The organism is Streptococcus suis (assembly GCF_002964575.1).
GTDB lineage: Bacteria > Bacillota > Bacilli > Lactobacillales > Streptococcaceae > Streptococcus > Streptococcus suis_R.
In genome coordinates this window covers 1-489 of sequence record NZ_POQQ01000077.1, presented here as the reverse complement: position 1 = coordinate 489, position 489 = coordinate 1, and the positions used below count along the sequence as shown (strand labels likewise).

Annotated in this window: 1 protein-coding gene; it reads left to right on the top strand. The window is 41.9% G+C overall.

Annotation, left to right across the window (positions count from 1 at the left end):
* Positions 1–20: 20 nt before the first annotated feature.
* Positions 21–489: relaxase/mobilization nuclease domain-containing protein (locus tag C1E58_RS10100; protein WP_202862935.1), on the top strand; the 469-nt coding region annotated here is incomplete at its 3' end.

The following is a 489-nucleotide window of genomic DNA, read 5'->3' as shown; positions in this document are numbered from 1 at the left end:
CGACGAGACAAGAAGATATTGTGTTACATAAAAAAGAGATGAAACATACCTGGAAAGAGTATGCGGATTTTGAAAAGGCGAATCAAAAATCTAAAAATCCGAATGTCCAGGCGAGGGAAACTGTGGTAGCTTTGCCGAATGACCTGGCGAAAGATAGCGAGAAGCTGGAGCAGTTTTGCGACCTTCTCGCTAAAAGGATGTACGGAGAGAATAGAGATTATGAGTATGCTGTTCATTGGAATCAATCCAGGACGAATTTGCACGCTCATTTTATCTACTCGGAGAGGGAGCGAAATCTGGAGAGTAAGCCTAAGGTGTACAAGCGTGATTTATGGGCTGATAGCAAAACAGGAAGAACTTGTAAGAAAGACCACCCAAACGCTGTTTTAAGAGCCAAAAAAGGCGAGGTCATGAAAGACAAGGACGGAAACATAAAGTATGATACAGAGCCATTTACGGCAAAGGATAAGCGTTTTAATAACAAGTCTT